Source organism: Pantoea ananatis PA13, assembly GCF_000233595.1.
Taxonomy (GTDB): Bacteria; Pseudomonadota; Gammaproteobacteria; order Enterobacterales; family Enterobacteriaceae; genus Pantoea; species Pantoea ananatis.
Genome location: NC_017554.1, coordinates 3,217,054 through 3,237,245 on the forward strand (window position 1 = coordinate 3,217,054; position 20,192 = coordinate 3,237,245).

The 20,192-nt window shown below is 54.7% G+C and carries 17 protein-coding genes, 3 tRNA genes and 1 other RNA gene; 2 read left to right on the plus strand and 19 right to left on the minus strand.

Annotated features, from left to right (window positions below):
• The first annotated feature begins 144 nt into the window (after window positions 1–144).
• Both PAGR_RS15135 and PAGR_RS15140 read left to right on the plus strand, forming a co-directional pair.
• Window positions 145–1,587 carry an AlkA N-terminal domain-containing protein gene (locus PAGR_RS15135; protein WP_014593202.1) on the plus strand — a complete coding sequence of 481 codons (1,443 nt, stop codon included), beginning with the start codon at window positions 145–147 and terminating at the stop codon, window positions 1,585–1,587.
• Window positions 1,588–1,715: 128 nt separating this feature from the next.
• Window positions 1,716–3,551, plus strand: a complete 1,836-nt coding sequence (locus tag PAGR_RS15140) for a methyl-accepting chemotaxis protein (protein WP_013025078.1) — start codon at window positions 1,716–1,718, stop codon at window positions 3,549–3,551.
• Window positions 3,552–3,715: 164 nt separating this feature from the next.
• Here PAGR_RS15140 and PAGR_RS23245 read toward each other — a convergent pair.
• The 19 genes from PAGR_RS23245 to sucA all read right to left on the minus strand — a co-directional run bounded on the left by PAGR_RS23245 (window position 3,716) and on the right by sucA (window position 20,170).
• A non-coding RNA gene (locus tag PAGR_RS23245) (RtT sRNA) lies at window positions 3,716–3,846 on the minus strand.
• 44 nt (window positions 3,847–3,890) lie between these two features.
• Window positions 3,891–3,966, minus strand: a tRNA-Lys gene (locus PAGR_RS15145).
• 54 nt (window positions 3,967–4,020) lie between these two features.
• A tRNA-Lys gene (locus tag PAGR_RS15150) sits at window positions 4,021–4,096 on the minus strand.
• A gap of 59 nt (window positions 4,097–4,155) precedes the next feature.
• A tRNA-Lys gene (locus PAGR_RS15155) sits at window positions 4,156–4,231 on the minus strand.
• A gap of 166 nt (window positions 4,232–4,397) precedes the next feature.
• Window positions 4,398–5,207 (minus strand): cell division protein CpoB, encoded by an 810-nt coding sequence (gene cpoB / locus PAGR_RS15160; protein WP_014606290.1) that lies wholly within the window; start codon window positions 5,205–5,207, stop codon window positions 4,398–4,400.
• Between the two features lie 9 nt (window positions 5,208–5,216).
• The gene (gene pal, locus PAGR_RS15165; protein ID WP_014593199.1) at window positions 5,217–5,741 is read right to left on the minus strand and encodes a peptidoglycan-associated lipoprotein Pal; all 525 of its coding nucleotides are present in this window, start codon (window positions 5,739–5,741) and stop codon (window positions 5,217–5,219) included.
• Window positions 5,742–5,793: 52 nt separating this feature from the next.
• Window positions 5,794–7,089 (minus strand): Tol-Pal system beta propeller repeat protein TolB, encoded by a 1,296-nt coding sequence (gene tolB / locus PAGR_RS15170; RefSeq protein ID WP_014593198.1) that lies wholly within the window; start codon window positions 7,087–7,089, stop codon window positions 5,794–5,796.
• A gap of 115 nt (window positions 7,090–7,204) precedes the next feature.
• Complete coding sequence (gene tolA / locus PAGR_RS15175; RefSeq protein ID WP_013025074.1) at window positions 7,205–8,500, minus strand: cell envelope integrity protein TolA; 1,296 nt, start codon at window positions 8,498–8,500, stop codon at window positions 7,205–7,207.
• A gap of 26 nt (window positions 8,501–8,526) precedes the next feature.
• A complete protein-coding gene (tolR, locus tag PAGR_RS15180) occupies window positions 8,527–8,955 on the minus strand; it encodes a colicin uptake protein TolR (RefSeq protein ID WP_014606291.1) in 429 nt (142 codons plus the stop codon).
• Between the two features lie 13 nt (window positions 8,956–8,968).
• Complete coding sequence (gene tolQ, locus PAGR_RS15185) at window positions 8,969–9,655, minus strand: Tol-Pal system protein TolQ (protein ID WP_013025072.1); 687 nt, start codon at window positions 9,653–9,655, stop codon at window positions 8,969–8,971.
• Entirely contained in the window at window positions 9,652–10,056 is a 405-nt protein-coding gene (ybgC, locus tag PAGR_RS15190) for a tol-pal system-associated acyl-CoA thioesterase (protein WP_013025071.1), read from the minus strand. Before ybgC ends, tolQ begins: the two co-directional genes overlap by 4 nt.
• Before the next feature lie 181 nt (window positions 10,057–10,237).
• Window positions 10,238–10,531, minus strand: coding sequence for a cyd operon protein YbgE (gene ybgE / locus PAGR_RS15195; protein WP_014606292.1), 294 nt, complete (start codon window positions 10,529–10,531; stop codon window positions 10,238–10,240).
• The gene (gene cydX / locus PAGR_RS23250; RefSeq protein ID WP_013025070.1) at window positions 10,531–10,644 is read right to left on the minus strand and encodes a cytochrome bd-I oxidase subunit CydX; all 114 of its coding nucleotides are present in this window, start codon (window positions 10,642–10,644) and stop codon (window positions 10,531–10,533) included. Before cydX ends, ybgE begins: the two co-directional genes overlap by 1 nt.
• 14 nt (window positions 10,645–10,658) lie before the next feature.
• Window positions 10,659–11,798 (minus strand): cytochrome d ubiquinol oxidase subunit II, encoded by a 1,140-nt coding sequence (gene cydB / locus PAGR_RS15200; RefSeq protein WP_013025069.1) that lies wholly within the window; start codon window positions 11,796–11,798, stop codon window positions 10,659–10,661.
• Between the two features lie 11 nt (window positions 11,799–11,809).
• A complete protein-coding gene (gene cydA, locus PAGR_RS15205; RefSeq protein ID WP_014606293.1) occupies window positions 11,810–13,381 on the minus strand; it encodes a cytochrome ubiquinol oxidase subunit I in 1,572 nt (523 codons plus the stop codon).
• Window positions 13,382–14,013: 632 nt separating this feature from the next.
• The gene (gene sucD / locus PAGR_RS15210; RefSeq protein WP_013025067.1) at window positions 14,014–14,889 is read right to left on the minus strand and encodes a succinate--CoA ligase subunit alpha; all 876 of its coding nucleotides are present in this window, start codon (window positions 14,887–14,889) and stop codon (window positions 14,014–14,016) included.
• Window positions 14,889–16,055 carry an ADP-forming succinate--CoA ligase subunit beta gene (gene sucC / locus PAGR_RS15215; protein WP_006118458.1) on the minus strand — a complete coding sequence of 389 codons (1,167 nt, stop codon included), beginning with the start codon at window positions 16,053–16,055 and terminating at the stop codon, window positions 14,889–14,891. The genes sucD and sucC overlap by 1 nt, the downstream gene beginning before the upstream one ends.
• A 68-nt stretch (window positions 16,056–16,123) precedes the next feature.
• Window positions 16,124–17,347, minus strand: coding sequence for a 2-oxoglutarate dehydrogenase complex dihydrolipoyllysine-residue succinyltransferase (gene odhB / locus PAGR_RS15220; RefSeq protein WP_013025064.1), 1,224 nt, complete (start codon window positions 17,345–17,347; stop codon window positions 16,124–16,126).
• 15 nt (window positions 17,348–17,362) lie between these two features.
• Window positions 17,363–20,170 (minus strand): 2-oxoglutarate dehydrogenase E1 component, encoded by a 2,808-nt coding sequence (gene sucA, locus PAGR_RS15225; protein WP_013025063.1) that lies wholly within the window; start codon window positions 20,168–20,170, stop codon window positions 17,363–17,365.
• Between the last annotated feature and the right edge of the window lie 22 nt (window positions 20,171–20,192).

Consider the following 20,192-nt stretch of genomic DNA (forward strand, 5'->3'; position numbering starts at 1 on the left):
CATCATTCTGTCGGGCATTATCGCACTTTTTTAGCGTCAAACTGGCTGTTTTCGGTCATTACAATAAACTGATGTGCTGTCCGAAAACAGCCAGTCAATCTCATCCGCCAGCGCTACGCTGTCGCTATTTGCCGGAGAGCAACCATGTTTGATCCAGATACGGCTTACCAGGCGTTAACGTCGCGGGATACGCGTTTTGACGGCGTGTTTTTTGTTGGCGTGACCTCAACCGGCATTTATTGTCGTCCGATATGTCCGGTTAAGCCGCCGATGCAAAAAAACTGCGTGTTCTTTAGCAGTGCTGAGGCCGCGGAGAAAGCACGTTTTCGCCCCTGCCTGCGCTGTCGTCCTGAACTGGCACCTGGTAATGCGCCCGTCGACAATGCCCACAGAGTCGCTGACCGTCTGGTGCAGCGCATTGAAGAGGGGTTGCTGGAAGAGCACGCAGGGCTGGACGACATCGCCACCGAGTTTGGCATGAGTGCCCGTCAGCTGCGGCGGATTGTGCAGCAGGAGTTAGGCGTCACCCCGCTGGAGCTGAAACAGACACGGCGCATGTTGCTGGCCAAGCAGCTACTGACCGAAACCACGCTCCCGGTTACCGATGTTGCCTACGCCAGCGGCTTCGGCAGTTTACGGCGCTTTAATGACGTGTTCCAGGCCCGCTATCGCATGACACCCGGCGCCTTGCGAAAAACCGCGCCGCAACCCACACAGCAGCCAGGCGATACCATGCAACTGCAGCTCAGCTATCGCCCGCCCTATGACTGGCAGGCAATGCTGGATTTTCTGCAGTTGCGGTTGATGAAAGAGATTGAAGCCGTTGAGGGCCAAACCTACCGCAGAACCGTGGCGCTGGGTCAGTATCGCGGCTGGGTCAGCGTTTCACCGCTCCCGGCCAGGCATGCGCTCCGCGTTGAGTTCACGCTGTCCCTGACGCCGGTATTACCTGCACTCCTGCGCCGCCTGCGCGATCTGTTCGACCTGAACGCGCAGCCGCAGCGAATTGCGGCTCACCTGCAGCAGGATCCTCTGCTGGCACAAAGCCTTCATGACGCTCCCGGCCTGCGCGTGCCTGGCGCGTTTGACAGCGTTGAAATGGGCGTCCGTGCCATTCTGGGTCAGCAGGTCACCGTGAAAGCAGCGACCACCCTCAGCAGCCGTTTTGCCCAGGCGTTTGGTGAGCCCTGCTCGACGCCATTCCCGGACCTTTCCCGCTATACTGTCCAGCCACAGCGCATCGCACAGGCGACGGTCGATGAGATTGCCAGCCTTGGGATTGTCAGCGCGCGAGCCAGAGCGATTCTGGCGTTTGCAGGTGCCTGTGTTGAGGGCAGCCTGCGTTTTAACGCTACGCTCACGCCTGATGAGATCATGACGCGGCTGGTCGCGCTGCCGGGCATTGGCCCCTGGACCGCGCATTACATCGCCATGCGCGCACTGCGCTGGCCTGATGCTTTTCCCAAAGAGGATATTGCCATACGCAATAAGCTGGGAGGCCTGACACCTAAGGCCGCAGAAGTTCGTTCGCAGCAGTGGCGCCCGTGGCGCAGCTATGCCGTGATGCATATCTGGAAAAGCCTGTAAGCCTTACGCGGCGCGCTCATAATTTCTGCATTATCAAAAAAATAACCGCGTTCTTACTAAACTCCTGCCCTGTGCAACCGATAACCAATTTGGCTTAACATCGTTGACATGGGCAGGAGGCAGAAGTCATGGGGTTGCGGTTAGAAAATACAAAAATTGCGCACAAACTCAGTTTAGGATTTGGACTCGTTTTATTGTTAGTGGTGGGCTCGGGCAGTATCAGCGTATTACGCTTTAAAAATATTCGTGATGTTTATGAACAAAGCACCCTGATTTACGATATCAACATTGATGTCTTTCAGGCCAAAGTCAACCGGCTCAAACTGCTGTATGGGGATGAAAAAGCCGGCAAAGTGATGGCAGATTACATTGCCCACGCCTCTCAGCTCACTCAGGATGCTCAGCAGTTCACATGGCAGCCTGAACAGCAGGCTGAACTTCAAGCTATCGCCAGTCAACTCAGTCACTTTCAAAGCAGCATCACCACCATGACCCAGGCAGTCCAGACGTTGGCCGCCACGGGTAAACAGCTCGATCAGCGCAACATGCAAAGCCAGTCAACCCTGTACGAAGCGTTAATTAAAACGCAGATGACCGATGCCAGCGTACTGTTCCAGCAGCTTCTCGCCATCAGCCAGCTACGCGATCAGCTTCAGTTACTGCGCTACGACCCGGTTAATGCCGCTACGCTTCAGGTGCAGCTTGAACAACAAGCCAGGACGATTCAGTCCAGCCTCTCCGCCTTATTACCGCAGTTGCCCCCGGAGGCACAGACGCAGTTGAACGCACTGTGGAGCGCAACGCTTGACGTGAAACAACTCAGTGAGCGTTACGCGGCAGGCTTTCGCGAACTCAGCGTTGCGGAAAGCGCCGTTAAAACGGACGGTGATAAAAGCAGTGCCATCATTAAAATGCTTCTGCAGCAGATGAAAGCGGAAAACAGCAACCTGACCCACGGTTCAATTAATCTGACGCTGCTGACGGTCAGCATTGCGGTTCTGCTGGGTATTCTCATCGCCTGGCTGATCAGCCGTCAGATCACCGCCCCTGTCCGAAACAACCTGCTGCTGGCCGAGCGCATCGCCAGCGGGGATTTAAGTGCCGATATCAAACCGGGCGGCCGTGATGAGCTTAGCAAGCTGGCCGGTGCAATGGGCGCAATGAATCACCGCCTGCGGACGATGATTCAGGAAGTCCGCGACAGCGTCTTCACCGTCTCCCAGGCGGCGAGCAGTATTAACAGCGACAACCACAACCTTTCCTCACGGACTGAGCAACAGGCAGCGGCTGTCGTGCAGACTGCTGCCAGCATGGAGCAGCTCACCGTGACGGTGAAGCACAACGCGGATAACGCTCGCCATGCCAGCCAGATAGCGGCGGAAGCCTCTTTGCAGGCTGAGCAAGGCGGTGCTGCGGTGAGTGAAGTGGTGCAAACCATGGGGGACATCTCTGCCAGTTCCAAAAAAATTGCCGAGATCACTGCCGTCATTAACAGCATCGCGTTTCAGACCAATATCCTGGCACTGAATGCGGCGGTTGAAGCGGCGCGGGCGGGCGAACAGGGGCGCGGATTTGCGGTGGTCGCCAGCGAAGTGCGTAATCTGTCTCAGCGCAGCGCTCAGGCGGCGAAAGACATTGAGCAGCTCATCAGTGCGTCCGTTGGTCAGATTGCCGAAGGCAATAACCGCGTTGCGCGTGCGGGCGAGAGAATGGGACAGGTGGTGAATGCCATTTCCCGCGTCAATCATATTGTGGGTGAGATCTCTTCGGCTTCTGACGAGCAAAGCCGCGGTATTGAGCAGATCGCCCGGGCGGTATCGGAGCTGGACAGCACCACGCAGCAAAACGCCTCGCTGGTCTCCGCCTCTGCCCTGTCCGCCAATGCCCTGGAAGATCAGGCGCTGCGGCTCGAAACGCTGCTGAAACAGTTCAATCTCGAACCGGGCCAGACCGCCGCACGCTAATCCTGCTGATGCCTCACGCCACACAAGCGCCCACAGGGCGCTTTTTTTATGGCAGATGGCTAGCAAGGAGGCGGATGATTCAGTCGGCCTGTGGCGGGCGCTTATCGCACGTTTAACCGCACTGCACGCCTGACGAAATGCCCGGTGGGCGTGCTTTTCTGAATGGGTGGGTCGTGCAGGATTGCCTCAGCGGGCGGGCCTCGCCCTCCGGGTAATGCTGACGCATCAGCCTGAATCGCTCCGCGATTCAGTCGAACCTGCTGCAGGTTCTCATCCCGCACGTTTAACTATGCGGCGCGACAAACGAAAAGAGCGCCCGGAGGGCGCTCTTTTCTGAATTGGTGGGTCGTGCAGGATTCGAACCTGCGACCAATTGATTAAAAGTCAACTGCTCTACCAACTGAGCTAACGACCCGCTCGGAGCTGACAACCGCTCAAACACATTCACCAATAATGCCTGAGGTTAAGATGGTGGGTCGTGCAGGATTCGAACCTGCGACCAATTGATTAAAAGTCAACTGCTCTACCAACTGAGCTAACGACCCATCTTAAGGTTGTGAAGCAATACTGAAGGTTCTCTTGGGGAACAACGTCCTGCGGGAGATGGTGGGTCGTGCAGGATTCGAACCTGCGACCAATTGATTAAAAGTCAACTGCTCTACCAACTGAGCTAACGACCCATCTTCAGGCTTGCCAGACACATCTGCAATGTGTCCCGGCAACGGCGGCATATATTACTGATTTACCGAGGTAGCGCAACCCTTATTTTCTGTTAAAGGGTTCAATTGCCTACCTTTCATGCGGCAAGACCAGAAATCACTCGATATCCGGTCAAACCTGCACAAATTACATACCAGACAACCGTTTTTGCGCCTGCTTAGCAGATTCGGTATCAGGATAAAGTTTGATCACCTGTTGATAAACGGCTTTGGCTTTCGCCGTGTCGTTTTTCTCCTGCATGATCACGCCAACCTTTAACAAAGCTTCAGCAGCCTTGGGGGATTTTGGATACTGCTTCACCACCGTGGCGTAATAATACGCGGCGTCGTCTTTCTTGCCTTTGTTATAAAACAGCTGCCCCAGCCAGTAATTGGCATTCGGCTGATACGTCGAATCCGGATAGCGTTTCACCCACGCCTGTAGCGCAGCGATCGCCTGGTCATACTGTTTTTTCTCCAGAATGAGCGCGACAGCAGCATTGTAATCGCTGTTGGCATCGCCACTCTGTACCGGCGCATTGCCGCCGGCTGCAGCGGCACCGGAATCCGTGCCAGAGGCTGCTGCCGCGCCCGCAGCACCGGCGTTATCACCGGCACCTGCGGCTGGCTGGCTGGCGTTGCTGTTATTGCTGCTCAGACTGTCGATCTGCTGATAGATCTGCTTCTGGCGCTCAACAACCTGGTTCAGCTGATAGGTATTTTGCTGGATTTCCCCACGCAACGAGTCGATATCCCGCTGGTTATCACTCATCTGCTGCTGCAGTTGCTGCATCAGCTGTGCCTGGGCGTTTGAGATTCTTTCTAGACTGGTGACGCGGTCTTCGACCGAGCCGGAGCCAACGCTACTGATTGACGCTTGGGCATTAGCGGCCCAGGGGGCCGCTACGCCAATCAGTAACGACAGACTCAACAGGTGATGTCTGAAGTTACTAACCATATGATTCTCTTAGTATACCAGTACGGCACGACGGTTTTTAGCGTAAGCCGCTTCGTCGTGGCCCAGAACGGCCGGCTTCTCTTTACCGTAAGAAACGATAGACATCTGATCGGCTGACACGCCTTTACCTTGCAGATACATCTTAACGGCGTTAGCACGACGCTCGCCCAGCGCGATGTTGTATTCTGGCGTACCGCGCTCATCCGCATGACCTTCGATGGTCACTTTGTATGATGGATTGCTACGCAGGAAGTTAGCGTGCTGATCCAGCATCTGAGCGTAGTCAGACTGAACGTCATATTTGTCCAGACCGAAGTAAACGATGTTGTTCTGTTGCAGCTGCTGCATCTGCAGACGCGCCTGCTCATCAGAAGACATGTTACCGTTGCCGTTCATGCCAGAGTTAGCACCGTAAGCGCCATCAGCACCTGCGCCAGACTGGTCATTGTTGTTATTTTTGTGTGAGCTACACGCCGCAACTGCCATGATTGGCAGAGCCAGCATTAAACCCTTCAGTACTTTGTTCAGTTGCATTTGAAAATTCCCATTATTGTTTATTTTTTTGTAATGTCAGAAAGCTCAAACATTACAGGTACGGCGACCAGGCAGGAAATTTGACCTGTCCATCAGTTGCCGGAAGACGCGCTTTGAAACGACCGTCAGTCGAGACCAACTGCAACACGGAACCCATGCCCTGAGTAGAGCTGTAGATCACCATAGTGCCGTTTGGTGCCAGGCTCGGCGTTTCATCCAGGAACGTGTCCGTTAACGTTTGAACGGCTCCCGTTACCAGATCCTGTTTGGCGACGTGTTGAGCACCGCCACTGGTGCTAATCATCACCATTGATTTACCATCGCTGGCCACATCAGCATCCTGGTTCTGAGCCCCTTCCCAGGTAATACGCTGTGGTGAACCACCATTGATACCAATCTTATAAATTTGTGGTGCGCCAGCCTGGTCAGAGGTGTAAGCCAGCGTCTGGCTGTCCGGGAACCAGGTCGGTTCAGTACTGTTATAACGGCCGTCGGTGATCTGACGAATCTGACCAGAAGCCAGGTCCATTACGTACAGATTCAGGCTGCCGGTTTTCGATAAGGCGAACGCCAGTTTGGTGCCGTCAGGCGAGAACGCCGGAGCACCGTTATGACGTGGGAATGAAGCCACCTGACGCACCGCGCCGTTCGAGAGCGTCTGAATAACCAGCGCCGACTTGCCGCTTTCAAAGGTCACGTAGGCCACTTTGCTGCCGTCTGGCGACCAGGCCGGCGACATCAGTGGCTGTGGTGAACGATGCACGACGAACTGGTTATAGCCGTCGTAGTCCGCCACGCGCAGTTCGTAAGGGAACTGACCGCCGTTGGTCTGCACCACATAGGCGATACGAGTACGGAATGCCCCTTTGATGCCCGTCAGTTTCTGGAACGCTTCATCACTCACGGTATGCGCCGCGTAACGCAGCCACTGTTTCGTGATTTTGTAAGAGTTCTGCGCCAGCACGGTACCCGGAGCACCTGCCGTATCGACCAGCTGGTAAGATACCTGATAGCTGCCGTCGGCGTTAGGCTGAATCTGTCCTACGACGACAGCATCAATGCCCAGTGCGCTCCATGCAGCAGGCTGGACTTCCTGCGCGCTGGTCGGCTGCTGTGGCAGGCGAGAACGATCGAGCGGATTAAACTTACCGCTGTTACGCAGGTCTGCCGCGACGATGCCACCGATATCTTCCGGTGCCGCGCCAGGGCCTGCCCACTTGAACGGAACCACACCAATGGGACGCGCGCTGTTGACGCCCTGGGTGATTTCAATGCGAACCTCTGCGTGCAGCACTGCTGCCCACAACAGGATAAAAAAGCCTAACGTTACGCGAAGAGCTTGCTTCATTTTATCTCCCTTATCTGAACCTGAGTCCGCGATAATTGGCACTGTTCCTGAAAACCACGAGTACAACTAGAGTACGGCAAGCTAACCATAGATCAACCTGCCGCCGGTTACTGCATTATTGCGGTCTGAAACGCATCGGCGCGTTTTTAAACACTTCGTACACCGCTTGTGAAGGCGGTTTCGGAATACGTGCCTGCTTCGCTGCCGCGATGGCAGCCTGACAGAGCGCCGGATCGCCCCCTTCTGATTTCACATCAATCAGCATACCGTCAGGAGCAAGTTTAATACGTAAGTCACAGCTTTTGCCGCTATACAGGTCCGCATCGTAAAAACGGCTCTGGATAGCACTGGTAATCTGGCCAAGGTACGCGTTCACATCTGCGCCAGAGGCACCCGCTTTCTTCTGGTTGCCCTGCCCTGCAGCACCGCCAGAGGCGCCGCTTTTCGGTGCATTCTTACCGGACGCTAAGCCGCCCAGCAGATCGTCGACGTCGCTGTCGTTCGCTGCCTCAGCCGCCGCTTTCGCTTTTGCTTCCGCTTTTGCCTTCGCGTCTGCTTTGGCTTTTGCGGCAGCATCGGCCTTGGCTTTTGCTGCGGCTTCGGCTTTTTCTTTCGCGGCTTTCTCTTTGGCTTCAGCCGCCGCTTTCTCTTTAGCTTCCTGCGCGGCCGCGGCTTTAGCTTCGGCGGCGGCTTTCGCTTCTGCCGCTTTGGCTTCTTTAGCGGCTTCCGCTTTAGCCTGCTTCGCGGCTTCAGCCTTGGCCTGTTTCGCAGCCTCGGCAGCCTCGGCTTTCGCCTGTTGTTCAGCCTGTTTCTTTGCTTCGGCCGCGGCGGCTTTCGCCTGTTGCTCAGCCTGCTTCTTCGCCTCGGCCGCAGCCTGCTTAGCGTCTTCCTGAGCCTTTATTTTCGCGTCAGCGGCGGCTTTGGCCTGGGCATCGGCTTCCGCTTTAGCATCCGCTTTGGCTTTCGCGGCAGCCGCCTCGGCCGCTTTCTGCTGAGATTCAGCCTGTTTCGCCGCCGCTTCGGCTGCTTTCTGCTGTTCAGCCTGGGCTTTCGCCTGCTGCTTCGCGTCTTCCTGGGCCTGCAGGCGTTCTTTTTCCAGCTCTTTCAGCCGCTGTTGTTCAGCCGCCTGCTTCTGCTGGAGCTCTTCGGCCTGCTGTTGTGACTGTTTCTGGCGCTGCTGCTCGGCACGCTGACTGTCGCTTTGCTGATTCTGCTGACGATTATATTGCTCAACCACCGCACCGGGATCGACCATAACTGCCTCGATATCGCTCCCGCCGCCGCCGCCGCTGGCTTCAATGTGCTCATTAAATGAGCTCCATATCAGCAGCGCAATCAGCACGATATGCAGAATCACCGAAATGATTATCGCGCGCTTTAATTTTTCGTTTTGCTCGGTTGCCTTCGACACACTCGGTTCCCAAAAACGGTTCGACTTTAAATCGGCTGCGTCATCAAACCGACAGATTTAACTCCAGCCTGATGCAGCAGGTTCAGCGCCTTAATGATTTCATCATAAGGGACCTCTTTGGCACCGCCGATCAGAAAGACAGTTTTCGGATTGGCTTCCAGACGACGTTGCGCTTCGCTAATCACCTGTTCAGGGGGTAGCTGCGATAAACGATCGTGATCCACCACCATGCTGTATTGGCCCACACCGGACACTTCTACAATTACTGGCGGATTATCATCACTGGAAACCGTCTTCGAATCCGTCGCATCCGGCAAATCCACTTCCACGCTTTGGGTAATGATCGGGGCCGTCGCCATAAAAATCAGCAACAGCACCAGCAAGACGTCCAGCAGTGGAACAATGTTGATTTCCGACTTTAGCTCGCGGCGACCGCGACCACGCACTCGGGCCATCATTTACCTCTGTTTACTTAGCGCTGTCGCTGGAAAAAGCCTGACGATGCAGGATAGCCGTGAACTCTTCCATGAAGTTGTCATAGCCCTGTTCCAGTTTATTGACGCGCTGGTTCAGTCGGTTATAAGCCATTACCGCAGGAATTGCCGCGAATAAACCGATAGCGGTCGCGATCAACGCTTCTGCGATACCCGGCGCAACCATCTGTAGCGTGGCCTGCTTTACGGCGCCCAGGGCAATAAAGGCATGCATAATCCCCCACACCGTACCAAACAGACCAATATACGGGCTGATGGACCCTACGGTGCCAAGGAAGGGAATGTGATTTTCCAACGCTTCCAGCTCACGATTCATGGAAATGCGCATCGCCCTGCTCGCCCCTTCCACTGCCGCCTCAGGCGCATGGTTGTTGACCCGATGCAGACGTGCGAACTCTTTGAAGCCGGCGTAAAAGATTTGCTCCGAGCCTGCCAGCTCTTCGCGACGCGCCTGACTTTCCTGATACAGGCGAGAAAGCTCAACGCCGGACCAGAATTTGTCTTCAAAGGCATCAGCTTCCCTTCCCGCCGCATTCAGAATACGCGTGCGCTGGATAATGATTGCCCATGAAGCAATCGAAAAGCCGATCAAAATCAACATGATAAGTTTGACCAGAAGGCTCGCCTTCAGGAACAAATCAAGAACGTTCATGTCAGTCACTGCTTGAACTCCGCGACAATAGACTTGGGAAGCGCAATCGGCTTCATTAGGTGTGGGTTGATGCAGGCAATCAAGACTTCTGCCTCATTGAGCACTTTGCCTTCTGCATTCACGATACGCTGGGTAAATGTCATCGTCGCCCGGGTCATTGATGTCACTTCACTCTGAATTTCCAGAAGATCGTCAAGACGCGCCGCCGAAAGATAGTCCACCGTCATGCGCCGCACCACAAAAGCAATCTGCTGTTCTAACAGCGTCTGCTGATTGAAATGATGCTGACGCAACATTTCGGTACGTGCTCGTTCATAAAAAGCGATATAGCTGGCGTGATAAACCACACCACCGGCATCGGTATCTTCATAGTAGACCCGAACCGGCCAGCGAAACAGCGTTGTACTCACTCTACATCCCGGCCTCGTTTTAAACGTTGCTACTATACGCAAGACAATTGGGGTTGGGAATGGGCTGCCAGGGCCAGGAGAAAATAATTATCAGTTGGTTACAACCGGAAGGCTTTAGTGGAGGTTTCTTGACCAGACGCTGAAGTAAACTCACGCTTCAGCGTAAAATGCTGACGGGCTGTCAGAGATAAAACCGGCTTACGCCCCACAAGAGTATCACTAATGCGGGTAAAGGGGTAAACAGAGCACGCCAGCGTAATCGTCGCGGACGAAACCCAACACCGTAAATCACGCCGGTGCATACCGCCCAGATGAGCAACACGCCCTGCCACAGCAGAATGCCGCCAGCACCGCTGGCATAACGTGCGGGATTCCACAGCAGACATCCCGCCAGCCAGAGTGCCAGCACCAGTGAAAGGGCCCGGAACGGGCCCTTATCCATCAGACGACAGGTCGTCTGTAGCCATCCGCTCATCAGGATTGTCGATCCGATGCGGCGCTGTCTTCGATATGCTCTATGGCCAGCGCCGTGATGATACCAAAGGCGCAGGCCAGCAAGGTGCCAAGAATCCAGGCAAAATACCACATGTGTTGACTCCTTATCAGTACAGTGAGTTGCTGTTGCTCTCAACATGCTCTTTGGTGATACGGCCAAACATCTTCCAGTAACACCAACTGGTGTAAAGCAGGATGATGGGCACAAAAATAATCGCGGCAAAGGTCATGGTTTTCAGCGTCAGCAGACTGGAGGTTGCATCCCACATGGTCAGACTGGTGCCCGGTACCGTGCTGGAAGGCATAATAAACGGAAACATGGCAATACCGGCCGTCATAATGACGCAGGCAAGCGTCAGTGAAGAGAACACAAACGCCCATGCGCTTTTGTGCATACGTGAGCACAGCACCGTCAGCAGAGGCAGCACAACGCCCAGCAGTGGGAACAACCACAGCACGGGATGCTGCTGGAAATTCACCATCCAGGCACCGGCTTCGCGCACCACGGTTTTACCCAGCGGATTCGATGCCGCATAGTGATCAAGCGTACTGGTCACCACATAACCGTCAATGCCGTACTTCACCCACACGCCCGCCAGTGCGAAGCACACCATCATCACCAGCGTGGAAATCTGGGTCGTGGCGCGTGCGCGCAGGTACAGTTCGCCGTTCGTACGCATCTGCAGGTAGGTTGCGCCCTGCGCCAGTATCATGGCGACGCTCACCACCCCTGCCAGCAGGCCAAAGGGATTAAGTAACTGGAAGAAGTTACCGGTGTAATACAGGCGCATATACTCATCAGCATGAAACGGAACGCCCTGGAGCAGGTTGCCAAAGGCCACGCCAATCACCAAAGGAGGGACGAAGCTGCCGATGAAAATGCCCCAGTCCCAGGCACCGCGCCAGCGCTTGTCTTCAATCTTAGAGCGGTAATCAAAGCCCACCGGACGAAAGAACAGCGACGCCAGCACCAGAATCATTGCCACATAAAATCCTGAAAACGCCGCCGCATAAACCATCGGCCAGGCGGCAAACAGCGCACCACCCGCAGTAATTAACCAGACCTGGTTACCGTCCCAGTGCGGCGCAATGGTGTTAATCATTACCCGACGCTCGGTATCGGTGCGTCCCAGCAGGCGCGTCAGCATGCCCACGCCCATATCAAAGCCATCAGTGACGGCAAAGCCCACCAGCAAAATGCCGATCAGCAGCCACCAGACAAAGCGCAGAACTTCGTAATCAAACATGGCGGTTCTCCTTATCCACGTGCCGGCTGAACGGTTTTCGCCATCTGCTCATGGTGATAACGACCCGTTTTCAGGCTACTTGGACCCAACCGGGCAAATTTAAACATCAGGTACATCTCGGCGACCAGGAACAGGGTATACAGACCGCAGATCAGCCCCATGGAGAACAGGATATCCCCAACGGTGAGCGAGGAATTCGCCACAGCCGTAGGCAGCACTTCGCCTATCGCCCAGGGTTGACGGCCGTACTCCGCCACAAACCAGCCTGCTTCAACCGCAATCCACGGCAGCGGAATGCCATACAGCGCGGCCTTGAGTAACCAGCGATGTTTGCCGATACGATTACGAATGACGCTCCAGAATGACAGCGTGATAACGCCGAGTAACAGCACGCCGCAGAGCACCATGATGCGGAAGGCAAAATACAGCGGCGCCACGCGTGGAATGGAATCCTGTGTTGCCTGCTTGATTTGCGCCTCGCTGGCATCTGAGACGTTTGGCGTATAGCGCTTCAACAACAGACCATAACCCAGATCTTTTTTGCTGTGATTAAAGGCATCACGCACGGCCGGATCGGTATTCCCGCTGCGCAGTTCATTTAACAGTGCGTAGGCTTTCATCCCGTTACGAATGCGAACTTCATGTTGGGTCATAAGCTCTTTCAGGCCCGTTACAGGCGTATCCGTAGAACGGGTGGCAATGAGTCCCAGCAGATAAGGAATTTGAATGGCGTAGTGGTTCTCTTGTGATGCCTGATCGGGCAAACCGAACAGCGTAAACGCAGCCGGTGCGGGCTGGGTTTCCCATTCGGCTTCAATGGCCGCCAGCTTGGTTTTCTGCACATCGCCCATTTCGTAACCGGACTCGTCGCCCAACACGATGACTGACAATACGGCTGCCATACCGAAACTTGCCGCGATAGCAAAAGAGCGTTTGGCAAACGCCGTGTCGCGGCCTTTTAGCAAATACCAGGCGCTGATGCCTAAAATAAACATGGCACCGGTGGTGTACCCTGCCGCGACGGTGTGAACAAATTTCACCTGGGCGACCGGATTTAAGACCAGCTCAGAGAAGCTCAGCATCTCCATGCGCATGGTTTCAAAGTTAAACTCAGAGGCAATTGGGTTTTGCATCCAGCCGTTTGCCACCAGAATCCACAGCGCCGACATATTGGATCCCAGCGCCACCAGCCAGGTCACGGCCAGGTGCTGAACTTTGCCCAGCCGATCCCAACCGAAAAAGAACAGGCCAACAAAGGTGGACTCAAGAAAGAAAGCCATTAATCCTTCAATAGCTAACGGCGCGCCAAAAATATCGCCGACATAATGAGAATAGTAAGACCAGTTGGTGCCGAACTGAAACTCCATGGTCAGTCCGGTCGCCACGCCCAGCGCAAAGTTAATACCAAATAACTTGCCCCAGAATTTTGTCATATCCTTATAAACTTGTTTGCCACTCAGCACATAGACCGTTTCCATTATCGCCAGCAAAAACGCCATACCGAGCGTTAAAGGTACGAAAAGGAAATGGTACAAGGCTGTTAAGGCAAACTGTAAACGCGACAGCTCGACAATATCTAGCATAATGACTCCTTGCTCCTCACCTTAACTCTGTATCCGTACAGACTGAATAAGAGTCAGGAACGACTGATTATTGATTCCAGTTTTGTCATCGACAGGACAGTTCTGTGTGCGGCCTGGGATGAGGGCGTAACCGTTAGCGGTAACCTGTGAAACACCAAGGCAGCCGCGTGGTTCAGACGTTTAACGGGGCATAATTTAAAAATTGATGCTTTCCCGTATTTGAACAAACGTTTGATTATTTTTTTAAAAGGCTGGATTGATGCAGCGCAATTTAAGCGCTTAACCGCGCCCTTTGCTAGCAGTAAAGTTTGTTATATATGGCGGGAAATTGATTTGGAATAAGGAAATAATGTGGGGAATATGTTTAAACGGAAGCTTTGTTAAAAATGTGTCACCGGGCAATTTAATTTTATATAAATATTTAACTTTATAGCGTGTTTAATAACGCCCATTCTTTTTGCGCCCCAAAAGCCAGGTCAGATAAAGCATAGCAAACACCACGGAAATACTTAAGATTATTTTATGTTATTTAAGGCACGACGCCAATCAGTTATGCGGCAAAAGGGCGTGCTCAGGTTTAAGCGATAAAAAAAGCCACCCGAAGGTGGCTTAATGCATTCCGCTCAGACCGCTTATTTGGCTGGCAGAACCGCTTTCACGGCATCGCCGATGTCAGCCAGGCTGCGTACGGTTTTCACACCTGCGGCTTCCAGCGCAGCAAACTTCTCGTCTGCCGTTCCTTTACCACCGGCAATGATGGCGCCAGCGTGGCCCATACGTTTGCCCTTCGGTGCCGTTACGCCCGCAATGTAGCCGACAACCGGCTTGGTCACGTGCTCTTTGATGAACGCAGCAGCTTCTTCTTCCGCACTACCACCGATTTCACCGATCATGACGATCGCTTCAGTCTGTGGATCGTCCTGGAACATTTTCAGGATGTCGATGAAGTTAGAGCCCGGGATCGGGTCACCGCCGATGCCGACACAGGTAGACTGACCGTAACCGATATCGGTGGTTTGCTTAACGGCTTCATAGGTCAGGGTACCGGAACGCGAAACGATACCGACACGGCCAGGCTGGTGAATGTGGCCCGGCATGATGCCGATCTTACATTCGCCAGGGGTGATCACACCCGGGCAGTTTGGCCCGATCATGCGCACGCCTGCTTCATCCAGCTTCATCTTCACGGTCAGCATATCCAGCGTTGGAATGCCTTCGGTGATGGTGATGATCAGCTTGATACCGGCATCGATAGCTTCCAGGATACCGTCTTTGCAGAACGGAGCTGGCACATAGATAACGGTTGCGGTCGCGCCTGTGGCTTCAACGGCTTCACGCACGGTGTTGAACACCGGCAGGCCCAGATGGGTCGTGCCGCCTTTGCCCGGTGTTACGCCACCAACCAGCTGCGTGCCGTATGCCAGCGCCTGCTCAGAGTGGAAAGTTCCCTGTCCGCCGGTGAATCCCTGGCAAATGACTTTGGTGTTTTTGTCGATCAAAATGGACATTATTTACCCTCCGCAGCAGCAACAACACGCTGTGCCGCGTCTGTCAGACTGGTTGCTGCAATGATGTTCAGACCACTGTCCGCCAGTTTCTTAGCGCCCAGTTCAGCGTTGTTACCTTCCAGACGTACCACGACCGGTACGTTAACACCGACTTCTGCTACTGCACCGATGATGCCGTCTGCGATCAGGTCGCAACGCACGATGCCGCCGAAGATGTTAACGAATACCGCTTTCACCGCGTCGTCAGACAGGATGATTTTAAAGGCTTCGGTTACGCGCTCTTTGGTCGCGCCGCCGCCGACATCCAGGAAGTTCGCTGGCTGGCCACCGTGGTGCTTAACGATGTCCATCGTACCCATCGCGAGGCCTGCGCCGTTAACCATACAACCGATGTTGCCTTCCAGCGCAACATAGTTCAGTTCCCACTGTGTCGCGTGCGCTTCACGAGGATCTTCCTGGCTTGGATCGCGCATTTCACGCAGCTCTGGCTGACGGAACAGGGCATTGCCATCAGCACCCAGTTTGCCATCCAGACAGATCAGGTCGCCCTGCTTGGTGATCACCAGCGGGTTGATCTCAACCATCGCCAGATCGCGCTCCAGGAACATGGTGGCCAGACCCATGAAAATTTTGGTGAACTGGCTGACTTGCTTACCGGTCAGGCCCAGTTTAAAGGCTAACTCACGGCCCTGATAAGGCTGTGGACCGGTCAGTGGATCAAGCGCCATTTTGTGGATCAGGTGTGGCGTTTCTTCTGCCACTTTCTCGATTTCCACGCCGCCTTCGGTCGATGCCATAAAGATGACGCGACGGGTTGCACGGTCAACCACGGCACCCAGGTACAGCTCCTGATCGATATCGGTTGCCGCTTCAACCAGAATCTGGTTTACCGGCTGACCATTGGCGTCAGTTTGGTAGGTCACCAGACGTTTGCCCAGCCAGTTTTCAGCGAAAGCACGGATGTCTTCTTTGCTGTTAACCACTTTCACACCGCCCGCTTTACCGCGGCCACCGGCATGAACCTGACATTTAACTACCCACGGGCCTGCACCGATTTTCGATGCCGCTTCTTCTGCTTCACGTGGTGTAGTACAGGCGTAGCCGGTCGGTGCTGGCATGCCATACCGTGCAAACAGCTGTTTAGCCTGGTATTCGTGTAAGTTCATGATGTTCTATCCATTCAGATCTGAAAAGAGTATTGAGATTGGGCACGCAACGCGTGCCCAGTGATGAATCAGACATCCAGCAGCAGACGCGCGGGATCTTCCAGCATCTCTTTCACCGCGACCAGATAGCCGACAGATTCACGACCATCGATTAAACGGTGATCGTAGGAGAGAGCCAGGTACATCATTGGCAGGATCACAACCTGACCATTGACCGCCATAGGACGATCTTTAATGGCGTGCATGCCCAGAATCGCGCTCTGTGGCGGGTTGATGATTGGCGTAGACATCAGCGAACCGAACACACCACCGTTGGTGATGGTAAAGTTACCGCCCGTCAGATCGTCAACCGTCAGCTTGCCGTCACGGCCTTTCACTGCCAGTTCTTTAATTTTCTTCTCGATGTCAGCCATGCTCAGCGCATCAACGTCACGCAGGACAGGCGTCACCAGTCCGCGTGGCGTAGAGACGGCAATACTCACATCGAAATAGTTGTGGTACACCACGTCTTCGCCATCGATAGAGGCGTTGACTTCTGGATAACGCTTCAGCGCTTCGACCACGGCCTTGATGTAGAAAGACATAAAGCCCAGACGCACACCATGACGTTTCTCGAACGCATCGCCGTACTGCTTACGCAGATCCATAATCGGCTTCATGTTGATTTCGTTGAAGGTCGTCAACATGGCGGTGCTGTTCTTGGCTTCCAGCAGACGCTCCGCGACGCGCTTACGTAAACGCGTCATCGGAACACGTTTTTCGCTGCGGTTGGCAACAGGCTGCTGAGCCGTTGCTGCACCCGCCGCTGGCGCGGCGGCTTTCTCAGCCTGCGGTTTGTTCGCCAGATGTTTTTCAACGTCTTCACGTGTTAAACGTCCGCCCACGCCGGTGCCTTTGATCTGCGCAGCGTCAAGATTATGCTCCGCAATCAGGCGACGGATCGCCGGGCTGAGCGCATCGCTGCTCTCTTCTTCAAGCGACGCTGTCTGACGCTGGGCTGGCGTGGTGTCATTGCTTTCCGCTTTGGCACTGCTTTCTTTACCCGCACTGTTGCCTTCTTTCAGGCGACCCAGGATCTGGCGGGACGTAACGGTTGCCCCTTCGTCTTCCAGCACGGCTTCCAGCACGCCATCGGCAGATGCCGGCACTTCCAGCACGACTTTGTCAGTTTCAATTTCGACGATGACTTCATCGCGGCTGACTGCATCGCCTGGTTTCTTGTGCCAGGTTGCTACTGTGGCATCTGCAACCGATTCAGGCAGGTCGGGAACGAGAATATCTACGCTACTCATTATCTTTCCTTTTAATTAATTGACGTTCAGTGCGTCATTAACCAGGTCTTGCTGCTGTTGTTGGTGTACGGACATATAACCCACGGCCGGAGAAGCCGATGCCGGGCGACCTGCATAACGCAGGGTGGCGCCAAACGGCACGACATCACGGAAATGATGCTGGCTACAGTACCAGGCGCCCTGGTTCAGTGGCTCTTCCTGGCACCAGACAAAGTCCTGTACGTGAGAATAGGCTTTCAATGCTTCCTGTACCGCCTGATGCGGGAACGGGTAAAGCTGTTCGATGCGCACGATGGCAACATCGGTTTTCTCGTCTTTACGACGCTGTTCCAGCAGATCGTAGTAAACCTTACCGGAGCACAGCACGACGCGTTTCACGCCCTGCGGATCCAGATCGTCGATCTCACCAATGGCCGGCTGGAAACTGCCGTTTGCCAGTTCATCCAGCGACGAGATCGCCAGCGGATGGCGCAACAGCGACTTCGGCGACATCACCACCAGCGGACGGCGCATCCCGCGCAGCGCCTGACGGCGCAGCATGTGATACACCTGAGCCGGCGTCGACGGGACGCAAACCTGCATGTTCTGTTCGGCGCAAAGTTGCAGATAGCGTTCCAGACGGGCAGAGGAGTGTTCCGGGCCCTGACCTTCGTAGCCATGCGGCAGCAACATCACCAGGCCACACATACGGCCCCACTTCTGTTCGCCAGAGCTGATGAACTGGTCAATCACCACCTGAGCACCGTTGGCAAAGTCACCAAACTGCGCTTCCCAGATGGTCAGCACGCGCGGCTCAGCCGTGGCGTAACCGTATTCAAACGCCAGCACGGCTTCTTCAGACAGCACAGAATCCCAGACTTTGAACTCGCCCTGGCTGTTATGAATATGGTGCAGCGGCGTATAGGTTGAACCATTAGCCTGGTTGTGCACGACCGCGTGGCGATGGAAGAAGGTTCCACGACCGGAGTCTTCACCCGAGAGGCGAACCGGAATACCTTCATCCACCAGCGTGGCGTACGCCAGATTCTCGGCACCGCCCCAGTCGAACGCTTTCTCGCCTTCGGCCATCAGCTTGCGATCGTTATAGATCTTGGCCACGCGCGACTGCACTTCAATCTGCTCAGGGACCTGACTGATACGCAATGCCAGTTCCTTCAGGCGTTTCATGTCAACCTGTGCCGGATAAGGCTCATCCCATTCGTGGTTCAGATAAGGCGACCACGTGAAGGAGTGCAGGCTCATCGGACGCCATTCCGGCACCACGCATTCGCCCGCATCGAGCGCATCGCGGTACAGGTTCACCATCTCGGTGGCATCTTCCTGCGACGCGACACCTTCGCCTTCCAGACGATCGGCGTAAATTTTACGCGGCGTCGGATGCTTTTTGATTTTCTGGTACATCAACGGCTGGGTAGCACTTGGCTCATCCGCCTCGTTGTGACCATGACGGCGATAGCACACCAGATCGATAAACACATCGCGTTTGAAGGTGTTGCGATAGTCCAGCGCCAGGCGGGTAACAAAGGCCACCGCTTCCGGATCGTCAGCATTGACGTGGAAAATCGGTGCCAGCACCATCTTGCCGATGTCAGTACAGTACGGGGTTGAACGCGCATCTTTCGGGTTGGAGGTGGTAAAACCAACCTGGTTGTTAATGACGATACGTACCGTGCCGCCCACTTCGTAGCCGCGCGCCTGAGACATGTTCAGGGTTTCCTGAACCACGCCCTGACCAATCACCGCCGCATCACCGTGAATGGTGATAGGCAACACTTTATTGCTGACCGGTTCGGCCAGACGATCGAGACGTGCACGTACCGATCCCATGACCACCGGGCTGACAATTTCCAGGTGAGACGGGTTAAACGCCAGCGCCAGATGCACCAGACCACCTTCGGTTTCGATATCCGAAGAGAAGCCCATGTGATACTTCACATCACCGGTGCCCAGATGCTCTTTGTGTTTACCGGAGAATTCGTCGAACAGATCCTGTGGCTTTTTACCCAGTACGTTAATCAGTACGTTAAGACGGCCACGGTGCGCCATCCCCAGTACCACTTCACGTGTGCCGCTTTTGCCCGCATGACGAATCATCTCGCGCAGCATCGGCACCAGCGCATCACCGCCTTCCAGCGAGAAGCGTTTTGCACCCGGGAATTTCGCGCCCAGATATTTTTCCAGCCCTTCTGCCGCGGTCAGCTCTTTCAGGAAACCTTTTTTCTCTTCGCCACTGAATGACGTCTGGCTCGCACCGGATTCGATACGCTGCTGGATCCAGCGTTTCTCTTCAGTGTTATTGATGTGCATATACTCTGCACCAATCGAGCCACAGTAGGTCTGCTTCAGCGCGTCGAACAGATCGGCCAGCTTCATGGTTTCTTTGCCAATGGCAAAAGAACCTACGTTAAAGCTTTCCTGAAAATCGGCGTCGGTCAGATCGTGAAAGGCAGGATCGAGATCGGCAACGCGGTCCTGTTTCCACAGGCCAAGCGGATCGAGATTTGCTTCCTGATGTCCGCGGAAACGAAACGCGTTAATCAGCTGCAGCACTTTCACTTGTTTGGAGTTGGTTGCCGGATCGGTAACTGAGGAGGTGTAACGAGATGCGTCTTTCGCCAGGCGACGGAAATATTCGCGAGTTGCGGAGTGGAACTGCTCAGGTTTCACTCCCGTGCCTGGTAACTGTTGGAACATCGAGCGCCACACTGCATCCACAGAGTCAGGATCGGTCAGGAAATCCTCATAGAGTTGCTCTATGTAAGACTGATTCGCGCCGGCCAGCCAGGAGGAGTCCAGCCAGGGCTTCATCGCGCTGTTCTGCATTGTGATCCCTTAAGCAATGTTA

Bases quoted from the DNA above. Each gene is read 5' to 3' on its own strand.
- tolB (WP_014593198.1), bottom strand. From the start codon at position 7,089: ATGAAGCAAGCTCTTCGCGTAACGTTAGGCTTTTTTATCCTGTTGTGG.
- PAGR_RS15140 (WP_013025078.1), top strand. From the start codon at position 1,716: ATGGGGTTGCGGTTAGAAAATACAAAAATTGCGCACAAACTCAGTTTA.
- ybgE (WP_014606292.1), bottom strand. From the start codon at position 10,531: ATGAGCGGATGGCTACAGACGACCTGTCGTCTGATGGATAAGGGCCCG.
- cydX (WP_013025070.1), bottom strand. From the start codon at position 10,644: ATGTGGTATTTTGCCTGGATTCTTGGCACCTTGCTGGCCTGCGCCTTT.
- sucC (WP_006118458.1), bottom strand. From the start codon at position 16,055: ATGAACTTACACGAATACCAGGCTAAACAGCTGTTTGCACGGTATGGC.
- sucA (WP_013025063.1), bottom strand. From the start codon at position 20,170: ATGCAGAACAGCGCGATGAAGCCCTGGCTGGACTCCTCCTGGCTGGCC.
- cpoB (WP_014606290.1), bottom strand. From the start codon at position 5,207: ATGGTTAGTAACTTCAGACATCACCTGTTGAGTCTGTCGTTACTGATT.
- cydB (WP_013025069.1), bottom strand. From the start codon at position 11,798: ATGTTTGATTACGAAGTTCTGCGCTTTGTCTGGTGGCTGCTGATCGGC.
- sucD (WP_013025067.1), bottom strand. From the start codon at position 14,889: ATGTCCATTTTGATCGACAAAAACACCAAAGTCATTTGCCAGGGATTC.
- pal (WP_014593199.1), bottom strand. From the start codon at position 5,741: ATGCAACTGAACAAAGTACTGAAGGGTTTAATGCTGGCTCTGCCAATC.
- odhB (WP_013025064.1), bottom strand. From the start codon at position 17,347: ATGAGTAGCGTAGATATTCTCGTTCCCGACCTGCCTGAATCGGTTGCA.
- PAGR_RS15135 (WP_014593202.1), top strand. From the start codon at position 145: ATGTTTGATCCAGATACGGCTTACCAGGCGTTAACGTCGCGGGATACG.
- tolR (WP_014606291.1), bottom strand. From the start codon at position 8,955: ATGGCCCGAGTGCGTGGTCGCGGTCGCCGCGAGCTAAAGTCGGAAATC.
- cydA (WP_014606293.1), bottom strand. From the start codon at position 13,381: ATGCTAGATATTGTCGAGCTGTCGCGTTTACAGTTTGCCTTAACAGCC.